Source organism: Pedobacter sp. 01N416 (assembly GCF_056399685.1).
On record NZ_JBFTRT010000111.1, the window covers coordinates 1 to 10,735 of the forward strand.

Here is a 10,735-nt window from a genome sequence, read left to right on the forward strand (position 1 = left end):
GTAGTGTACAAAGGAAGGTTTTGGTAATTAGTATTGATGGTGTAACTGGCAGTGAAATTAAAACCATTGCACCAACAAATATTACTGAGTTACAGAAAACATCAAAATACTCTTTTGATATGCTAAAAAGTGGTATAAGTAATGATGTGTCATCATGGGCAACCATGGTAACTGGTGTTGGTTTTTCAAAACACTCCATTGGTACAGGTAATTTTGATAGGGTGAATGATCCTAATGCGAATCAACATGCTGAAATTAAATCTTACAGAAATATGTTAGATTATATTACGCAGTATAAAGCTGTTAAAACTGCAGTAATTACCCCATGGGACAATTTGCGTAAATATTTAATCAATGCAGATTTTGCACCAGTAATCAGTACAGATATTGCTGTTAAAGATAGCACCATCAACATCTTAACTAAACAAGATAATGTTGGCACCGTAATCGTAAATTTTAGAGAGGTAGAATCTGCTGGTGCTAATGGTGGTTATTTGGCCACTAATACTAATTACAAAAATGCTATTGTTAAGGCCGATGAATATGTTGGTAATATCGTTACCGCTTTAAAAACGAGAAAAAATTACACCAATGAAGATTGGTTAATTATTGTTACCACCAACCACGGCGGAAGTGATACTGATCCTAAGAATGGATTTTTAATTGTTTCACAAAAGAATCTAAAGCAACAAGAGGTATTGAAAACAGGTTTTAATTCAGTTGTTTTTAAAACTGTTACTTCGAGGGCCACTCCTGTTAATGGTAGTACGAGTTTGTTCGATGCGGGACTTGCCGAAAATTTAACCGTACAAATGGAAACGAAATTTAACTCTAATAATGTTAACTACCCTACATTTTTAAGTAAGAGTACAAATCTAGATGGAGGAACTATAACTGGATGGCAGTGGGGCCATTATGCTGATAAGTTTGTTATCACAACGGGAGGGTCAGCAAATGGCGGTAATGGAAAATTAGATATGTCTTCAACAGTAAACCCTGGAACTGATTGGCATACACTTACCATGTCTATTGCTACAACAGTTAATGGGGCAGGAGTTCCTACTGCAAGAACATTGAAGATGTTTGTAGATGGTAATTTGCAAGGCTCTTTAGATATATTATCTCGTAAAAGTTTAGCAAATACAGAGATGTTTAGGTTAGGGCATAGAAAGGGAGACACAGATACACCAACGCCTTTTTATGGAGCTAACTTGCAATATTTTAATGTGGCTTTAAGTGATGCTGTTATAAAGGCAAATATTGGCTTGAAAAATATTACCCAACATCCAAATTATGCTAATCTTGTTGGGTTTTGGCCAATGGCCGAAGGAGCCGAATCAGTTCTTGCGAATAGAATACCTGGAGGAACGGATTTAAGCTTATCAGGTGTCTATACTTGGGATTATCTTAATAGTTTATATCCTCCTGGAGCAGTAAATGAGCCGATAACAAGTAATTTATCGATTATTGCAAAATCGTCTGATGTAGCAGCTTTGTCTCTATATTGGTTAAATGTTAAAATCTTGCCAGAGTTTGGTTTTGATGGTAATCCTTTCTTAAATCAGTTTGAAATAGAATTTTTAAAATAGCAGTTAGTTTAGTTAGTGAGCCCGTTGCTGCCTAGTGGCGACAACGGGTTTTTTCTTTTAAGGCAATTTGCAAAACGACATACCTATGCATTTCAACCGAAAAATTTCTTTTGTCGGTAACATATTTAAAACTCAAACGTTTGCGCTAAAACATTTTTATCATTATCAGTTAATCATCAGTAATTTGGAGCAGCAAACCAATTATACACACAGAATGAAGCGAAAATTAACCATTTTATTTACATCACTATTTATTGCCGGGCAAATCAGTGCACAAGATCTGCCCTCCGAACTGCAGACCCCAGAAGTGGTTTCGGTAAACCGTTTGCCTATGCGGGCATCGGCCTTTTCTTTCGAAAATCAGGATTTAGCAGCTAAAAGAGCCAAAGAAAAATCAGCATATTTTTTATCATTAAATGGTACCTGGAAGTTTAACTGGGTAAAAGACCCACGTAAACGGCCTACCGATTTTTATAAAGTAGATTTTGATGATAAAGGCTGGGATAATTTTAAAGTACCTGCCAACTGGGAAGTGAATGGTTATGGGCTTCCAATTTATGTAAACCAACCATATGAATTTGCTGGCAGACAGCTAACAGGCGCAAAAATGAACCCTCCATTTGATATTCCTGAGGATAATAATCCGGTAGGTTCGTACCGAAAGAAAATCAATATTCCGGCTAACTGGAGCGGTAGACAGGTGTTTATCAGCTTAGGTGCGGTTAAATCTGCTTTTTATATCTGGGTAAATGGTAAAAAAGTAGGGTATAGTGAAGATAGTAAACTGGCTGCAGAGTTCGATATTACCAAATATGTTCAGCCAGGAGAAAATACCATTGCCCTACAAGTTTACAGATGGAGCGATGGTACCTATTTAGAATGCCAGGATATGTGGCGCATATCGGGAATAGAACGTGAGGTTTATTTATATTCTACTCCAAAATTAGATATCCGCGATTTTAAAGTTGTGGGTAATTTAGATGCTACTTATACGAACGGATTGCTAAATGTAGACTTAGCGGTAGAAAATTATAAAATCGATCAGCGTACCAACCACAGCCGTCCAGATAGTTTTTTCGTAGCACTTGATTTAGTTGATGCAAAAGGAACTCATGTTTGGAAAGATGCCACCACAATCCAAAAAGTATTGGGCAATTATAAAACCGATCTTTCTTTTAAAACGCAGATCAGTAACGTGAAAAACTGGTCGGCAGAAATTCCTTATTTATATACGCTTTACATCACTTTAAAAGATAAAAACAATAAAATAATCGAGGTAATTCCACAACGCGTGGGTTTCCGCTCAGTAGAAATTAAAGGAAGCGATTTATTGGTTAATGGCAAACGTGTATTTTTAAAAGGTGTAAACAGGCACGAACACAATGCCACTCAAGGCCATACTTTAACCCATGCCGATATGGAAAAAGATATGGAAATGATGAAAAAACTGAATGTAAATGCAGTTCGTCATTCTCATTATCCGCCAGATCCTTATTGGATGGAACTCTGTGATGAGTATGGTTTGTACGTAATCGATGAAGCCAATATCGAATCGCATGGCCGTTATTACAGTTTGGAAACTACTTTTGCCAACGATAAACAATGGCGTATCCCTCATCTTGAGCGGATTACCAGAATGTACGAGCGTGATAAAAACCATGCATCGGTAAYTACCTGGTCCTTAGGTAACGAAGCGGGTAACGGTGTTAACTTTTACGAGGCTTACCAATGGCTTAAAGGAAAAGATTTCCGCCCGGTACAGTACGAAAGAGCGGAGAGCGATTTCAATACCGATATGATTGTTCCGCAGTATCCTTCGCCAAATTATCTGCCACGCTATTCGAAACAGGATAAAGAAACACGCCCGTTTATTATGAGCGAGTATGCTCACATTATGGGTAACAGTTTGGGTAATTTTAAAGAATATTGGGATGCCATTGAGAACAACCCTAAACTACAGGGCGGTTTTGTTTGGGAGTGGATAGACCAAGCGATCGATACCGTTAAAAACGGTAAACGAATTATGGCTTATGGCGGCGATTTCCCGCTAAGTGGCCCGGTTGACGAAAATTTTAGCGATAACGATTTCTGCGTAAAAGGAGTGGTCACCGCCTACCGTGGTATGACGCCAATGGCAGTAGAATTGAAAAAAGTGCATCAATATATCAAAACTACTTTTAACGGTGCCAACCAGATTAATGTAAACAACAGCTATTTCTTTAAAGATATCAGTAATGTGCAGTTAAACTGGGAATTGGTAGAAGATGGACAAGTGATTCAAACTGGCTTGGTAAGTAACCTGAATGTTGGTCCGCGCCAAACACAGCCATTAAGCTTACCATTTAAAACGAATTATGCAGCGGGTAAAGAATATTTCTTAAACGTTCGCTATCGCTTAAAAACAGCTGAGCCATTTTTAGAAAAAGGTTATGAGATTGCTTACGAGCAGATTGCGTTGGCCGGAGCGCCTAAAGCTAATGTTTATAATAGAAACAAGAAATCTTTAAAGATTGAGCAAACTACAGAAAAAGCAGTGGTTAAAGGAAGTGATTTTACCATTACTTTCGATTTAATCAAAGGAATATTAAGCAGTTATATTTCAAAAGGGCAAGAATTATTGGCCTCGGGGCCACAACCTGGATTTTACCGTGCACCAACCGACAACGATATCGGTGCGGGCTTAAATACGAAATTACGTATGTGGCGTAATGTGTATCAGGATAACGGTGCAGGCAATATTAAATCAACTGTAAATTCAACTGCTGATGGCTTTACCCTAACCATTAAATCGTCTCTACTTAAAGGTGATGCAGAAACTACGCAAGAATTTAATGTATCTGCTGATGGTACTGTAAAAGTAAATAATCAATTTAAAGCAGTAACAGGCAACTACAAAAGTTTAATGCGTATCGGTAACGATCTGCAGCTGAAAAATGATTACAGCAATATCCAATGGTATGGTCGTGGGCCGGGAGAAAATTATGTAGATAGAAAAACGGCTTCCTTAATTGGTACTTATAAATCAACGGTTGCAGATCAGTACTTCCCTTATGCACGTCCACAAGAAAGTGGTAATAAAACTGATGTGCGCTGGGTAGCTTTTACCAATAAAGCAGGTAAAGGCTTACGTTTCGAATTTGCCGATCAGTTATTGAGTTTTAATGCATTGCCATATTCAGTCGAGGATTTAGATCCAGAGGCAGAGAAAAAACAATATCACTCTGGCGAACTGGTAAAACGCAACCAGATTTATGTGCACATGGATATGCAGCAATTGGGTGTTCAAGGGATCGATAGCTGGGGTTCTATGCCATTAATTCAATACCAAATCCCGTTTAAAGATTACCAGTACAGCTATTATATCAAACCGATTAAGTAACATACATAGTTCGTCATTCCCAACTCGATTGGGAATCTTAATGCTTTAGCTAGGTTTATATGTTGCATTAAGATTCCCGCCTGCGCGGGAATGACGACCATTTCCTAAAGAATTGCAGAACTTTCTAATCAAAGAATAATATGAAATTTATCAAAATCTGTTTAACCTTACTGTTATTTGCTCAAATCAGCTTTGCACAGGAATCAAAATTAGCTGCTACACCACCAATGGGCTGGATGAGCTGGAACATCATGTCCGAAAATCCGAACGAAAAAGATATTAAAGAAATGGCCGAAGCAATGGTTGCCAGTGGGATGGTGAAAGCAGGCTATCAGTATATTTTTTTAGATGATTGTTGGCAAGGTGGCCGTGATAATAAAAACAAGATTATTGCCGATCCAAAGAAATTTCCTTCTGGCATTAAAGCCCTGGCCGATTACCTACATAACAAAGGGATGAAATTGGGCATCTATTCTGATGCTGCTCCTTTAACCTGTGGTGGTTATACCGCAAGTTTAAATTTCGAAGATCAGGATGCTAAAACTTTTGCTTCATGGGGGATAGATTATTTAAAATACGACTATTGTAATGCCCCAGAGGATGTTGAAACTGCTAAAGCCCGTTATGCTAAAATAGCCCAGGCGCTACGCAAATCGGGTAGAGATATTGTATTGGGAATCTGCGAATGGGGTCCACGCGAACCTTGGAACTGGGGTGCACAGGTTGGCGGACAAAGCTGGCGTACTACTTACGATATCAGAGACAAATGGAATGATGCAGAAGGTAAGGGAGGAGTAGGTATTTACAATGTGATAGATAAAACAGCAGGATTGGCCAGCTTTTCAGGCCCTGGTAGATGGAACGACGGAGATATGTTAGTGGCGGGTTTACACGGCACAAAAGGCCCTTCCTCAGCTTTTAATGGCAAAGGTTGTACCCAAGCTGAATATCAAAGCCAAATGAGTTTATACAGCATGCTTAATTCGCCATTATATGCGAGTTGCGATATCCGTAAAATGGATAATGAAGCAAAAACCATTTTCACAAACCAAGAAGTAATTGCATTAAACCAAGATGCTTTGGGCAAACAGGCCGAAAGAAAAATCAAAACAGATATTTGGGATGTTTTTGTTCGTCCTTTAGCCAATGGAGATTTCGCCATAGCGATATTAAATAAATCGGCATCTGCCCAAAATGCAAAAATAAATTTTACCGAATTAGGCCTGACTGGTAAATATGAGATCAGGGATCTGTGGCAGCATAAAATAATTGGCAAAAATAATAAGTGGAATGGTGAGGTAACTGCTCACGAAACGAAGGTTTTCCGCCTAAAAAAAGTATAACCCCTAAATAACAACAAACCAAACACAAATGAAATCACTATTATCCCTTGCATTAGTAGCAACAGGCTTAAGTACCTTTGCCCAAGATGTAACAAAAGATCCGGCAACAATTGTCATTACACCACAACACACCCTATCTAAAAGCGATACTGCATTTAGAAAAGCCATCGCCAAATGGAGCGATGAAACGTTAAAAAGCACTGATTATAAAAGTATCAAAGCCCAACCTTCAGCAGAGGTTTTTCCAGGTACAGTAAAGACTGGTTTTCAGTTTATAAATAAAACGGTAAGCATCGAGCATAAAAAAATGGCCGATAGTTTAGTGTCTATCGTGTCAACCTTAGGGTATTCTGGTTACGATAATGCAACCATGTACAGTACAGGTTTGTATGCAAAAGCTGGTGAGTATTTAGAAATTGATGTGCCCAAGAACGCCAATGTAAACGAGCTTGAAGTTCAGATTGGTGCGCATAGCGATCGCTTAAACTATTGGGTAGCAGGCAAGGAAGATTGGCGCAGGATGCCAATTATAACCAAGAAACAACAATTGGTAATTGGTAAAAACAGATTAGCGTCTCCTTTCGGTGGACTGATCTACATTAATATTAAACCTAAGGCAGAAAGTAGAAAAATTGATTTCAAAATTAGCCATGCTGTTGCAGCTCCACTTTTTGTGTTGGGTAAAAGCACGCAAAGCGATTGGGAGAGCCAATTAAAAAATAATAAAGCACCTTGGGGCGAGATGGCCACTGAAAATGTGATTTTAACTTTGCCTGATAGTGTATTGCAAACCATCAAAAATCCTGAAGAAGTATTAAAACTATGGGATTTAGTTGTACTTGGAGAATTAGATCTGGCCAATATGCCAGCGCCGTTTTATAGGGCTCAACGGATGGTACCCGATGAACATATTGGCGGAGGATACATGCATAGCGGTTATCCGATTATGATCCACCATTCGCCATCCAGAAAGATGCTCTCGAACGAAATTATGGCCAACCCTGAGTTATTGATGAAACCAAGTAAGGGAGGCGCAAATTGGGGCTTTTTCCACGAAATTGGTCACAACATGCAAAATCTGAACTGGGTTTTTGGTGGAACTACCGAAGTGAGCAATAACTTCTTTTCAATCTATATGTTCGATAGGTTAATGGGCGGACGGGACGATTCACATACTGGTGTATCAAGTGCAAATACGCAAAAGATGATGAAAAAATATTTTGCCGAAGGTGCGAGTTATGAAAAATGGAAAGGTGATGCCTTTTTAGGCCTCATCATGTTCCGCCAGATGCAGGAAGGTTTTGGATGGGAAAGTTTTAAAGCGTTTTTTAAAGAATACCAAAAAATCGGACCAAGTATAGGCAGGTTAAACGATCAGCAAAAACGCGATTTATGGGTAAAAACCTATTCTAATGTGGTAAAAAGAAATTTAGCTCCATTTTTTAATACCTGGGGCGTAGGCATAAGCGAAGAAACACAGAAAGAACTGAGCGTGCTTCGTGCATGGAAGCCTTATAATTTTCCTCCGGTAAACTAACTGTAAGCCATTTTTAATTAACTCAAACCAAATTGTAATGGCAGTAAGTAGAAAAATTGCTTTAAACACAGGCGAACAAGGCGGCAATCAGCTTCATATTTATGAGGTTAACCCGATTATTTTTTATTCTGGTGAAGCAGACGAACTCAATATCGAGCTTTTAGAATTTAATCATGGAGAACTTATCATTAAATCGCTGTCAACTGCCATTTTAAAAGTGAAAGAGTTGCTTATGGAAGATGAAGTCTTTACCATTAAATGGAAACAGAACGCCAAAGGTTTAAGAATTACCCTACCTGATGGCCTGATTAATGATGGGACCAGAGAAAAGTGCACGTTAAAAATTAAGTTTTAGCTTTCCTGACTTCCGAAGTTTAACCACGATATGGCAATGAAACTTCGGAAGTCTTTTGTTTTTAAAACTCATAGGTCTTAAGGGCTGTAGCGTTTTTATTTAAAATCCCGTTTTAGGTAAAAAGTAACAAACGATGAAACGGACGCTATTTATTTTAACTTCAATTGTACTGATTATAAGTCTGATGTGGGCGTGTACAGACCGAGAAGATCCTATGCGAAATGTTGATTCGTCAGAGCTGGATAGACTTTATAAAGACATTGAAAAATCAGCTCAGCAATTTACCTGTGAAAATGCCGGCGAATGGAAATTCACCGCCATTGGATCTAAAGCCTGCGGAGGCGCATCAGGTTATATTGCTTATTCTGTAAAAATAGATGAGAGCACTTTTCTGAAAAAGGTTGAACAATTTACCAAACTACAGGCCGATTACAATCAAAAATGGGGCGTATATTCAGATTGTGCGTTGATAATACAGCCAAAAGGGGTAACCTGCAACAATGGGAAACCTAAGTTTACCTATTAATTTTATCTAAATAATTTACTCCGTCGAGGTTGTATCATAAAGGCGATTTCACCTCATATGGTTGTCATGTTGAGCCTGTCGAAACACCTTAAAGCGTATTTAAGGAGGTCCTTCGACAAACTCAGGATGACAAATCTATATTTATGATACAACCTCCTTTCTAAACAGATTCTGAAACAAGTTCAGAATGACGATCTTGTTTTTAATGAAATTTAAACAGCTCCTCAGTGTATTCGGAAATACCTTTTTTTACTTTACAGTTATTTGATGTGTTCTTTTATAAATACCTGAGGGTTATAAAACCGTTCGTTCAGTTGTTTATTATTAAAAGTTAGCCAGCTTGCACAGCCATAATCATCAAATTTTTTTCTGATCTCTAAATGAAGGTGATGGTAATCGCCCCCATACTTTTTACTTTCCAGAGGCGTAAATAACCTGGCCAGTTTGGTGTTTTGATCAACATTCTGGCCATTGCTTACATAAACTTCTTTCAGGTGTTTATAAGTGGTAAACATGGTTAAGCCATTTGGTAATTTATGTTTTAGCACAACTGTACGTTGGTTTTCACCCAAATGGACAGAGCATACTATTCCATTAGCCATGGCGTAAACATTAACCAGTTTCGCTTTAGGTTGTGCAGGATTAATATCAATAGCCGTGTGGATGTGGCCTTTAACATAACTATCTCTATGATCGCCAAAAATGCTGATGATTTTAATGTTGTTTATTCTCTTACGGTTAGTTACGTCAAAAGGAAGAAACCAGTTATCGGCTGTTTTTGCTGGAGCAGTATCGGTATAATATGGTTTCCATCGATCGCGATCTTTTTCAATCGTAGGTGTTTCGAATAAAAGTGTCGATAAAAAGATAAATACTAATGTTTTCATGCTAAAGATTTATAAAGCAAGATAATGATTTTATCGATATAAACTATTTTTATAGTTTAAAATAAATGGATCGTTATTGCGGGAAGGAACGATGGCGATATGATCTCATAGAAAGATCGTCATCTCGACTGAAGCAAAGCGAAATGGAGAGATCTATCTTTTAGATTTCTCGACTGCGCTGCACTCCGCTCGAAATGACGATCCTTAATGATGTTATTTTTTCGTGCAGTCAGATGGTAGCATCTGACTGCACATCAATTACAGCATTACATCTTCCTTCAAAGCCTCTGCTGCTGGATTAACCAAGGTACCAATCAATTCCGGAACAGGAACATCAGTACTTTCGCTATAACCGTGGGTTAACAACCTTACGCGGTTAATACAAACCCTGATAAATTCGGGCACAAACAGGTCAAATTTTTCGAATTTTGGAGCCAATTCTTGGTTTTCCTTTTGAAATTCTAAAATTACATCTGCCACCTGACGCCAGAAATGTTTTTCATCCAATCCTACATAACTGTAGAAAATGTTGCCGAGGTATCTGAAAACAGCATCAAAGATCCCTGAGAGGATAAATAAAGGGGCTAATTCATCATTAATCTCCCTTAAAACGTCTACCAGATCATTCGGTAATTTGGCTTTCGATTCTTCTGTGAGTACAATTTCTTCAACAAAATCTTTAATAATAATGCGCTCGGGTACGCCGTTTTTCATTACCAAAATGGTGTTTTCGCCATGCGGACTAAAGAAAAAAGCATGTTTGTAAAAAATCCTTAATACAGGTTTTAAATACGCAGACAGATAGGCATTTAACCAGCTTTCTGCATCCAGGCCAGATTTTTCTATCAAAGCCTCAACCATGCTTTTCCCATTGTCATCTACATAAAGCAGACTCGCCATGGTCATGATGTTTTCGCCTTCCAGCAAATAATTTTCGGCACTCTCACGCCAAATCGCCCCTAAAAATTCCTGATACTGATATGGAGAATCCGGAATTTCACTGTATTGTGGATGGGTATAAGCTACTGTTGCCACTTCACCCAAAAGCACCACACGGGCCTGTTTTAAATACTCATCGCCCTGAAGCATGTCTTTTGCCCACTGGGTTACTTTTGGTGC

General features: G+C 38.4%; 8 protein-coding genes. 6 read left to right on the plus strand and 2 right to left on the minus strand.

Annotation, left to right across the window (positions count from 1 at the left end; genetic code table 11):
* The 6 genes from AC1DND_RS08275 to AC1DND_RS08300 all read left to right on the plus strand — a co-directional run.
* Positions 1–1,589, plus strand: a 1,589-nt coding sequence (locus AC1DND_RS08275) for an alkaline phosphatase family protein (RefSeq protein WP_477580685.1), incomplete at its 5' end; no start/stop codon positions are given.
* 214 nt (positions 1,590–1,803) lie between these two features.
* Positions 1,804–4,968: a beta-galactosidase, LacZ type gene (gene lacZ, locus AC1DND_RS08280; RefSeq protein WP_477580687.1), complete on the plus strand. Its 3,165-nt coding sequence runs from the start codon at positions 1,804–1,806 to the stop codon at positions 4,966–4,968.
* A gap of 140 nt (positions 4,969–5,108) precedes the next feature.
* Positions 5,109–6,311 (plus strand): glycoside hydrolase family 27 protein, encoded by a 1,203-nt coding sequence (locus tag AC1DND_RS08285; RefSeq protein WP_477580689.1) that lies wholly within the window; start codon positions 5,109–5,111, stop codon positions 6,309–6,311.
* A gap of 28 nt (positions 6,312–6,339) precedes the next feature.
* The gene (locus tag AC1DND_RS08290; RefSeq protein WP_477580691.1) at positions 6,340–7,848 is read left to right on the plus strand and encodes a M60 family metallopeptidase; all 1,509 of its coding nucleotides are present in this window, start codon (positions 6,340–6,342) and stop codon (positions 7,846–7,848) included.
* 37 nt (positions 7,849–7,885) lie between these two features.
* The gene (locus tag AC1DND_RS08295) at positions 7,886–8,203 is read left to right on the plus strand and encodes a hypothetical protein (RefSeq protein WP_477580693.1); all 318 of its coding nucleotides are present in this window, start codon (positions 7,886–7,888) and stop codon (positions 8,201–8,203) included.
* Between the two features lie 133 nt (positions 8,204–8,336).
* Entirely contained in the window at positions 8,337–8,729 is a 393-nt protein-coding gene (locus tag AC1DND_RS08300) for a hypothetical protein (protein ID WP_477580695.1), read from the plus strand.
* A gap of 260 nt (positions 8,730–8,989) precedes the next feature.
* Here the strand turns inward: AC1DND_RS08300 and AC1DND_RS08305 are convergent, their stop codons facing one another.
* Entirely contained in the window at positions 8,990–9,616 is a 627-nt protein-coding gene (locus AC1DND_RS08305) for a M23 family metallopeptidase (RefSeq protein ID WP_477580697.1), read from the minus strand.
* Positions 9,617–9,874: 258 nt separating this feature from the next.
* Positions 9,875–10,735, minus strand: an 861-nt coding sequence (locus tag AC1DND_RS08310; protein WP_477580699.1) for an IucA/IucC family protein, incomplete at its 5' end; no start/stop codon positions are given.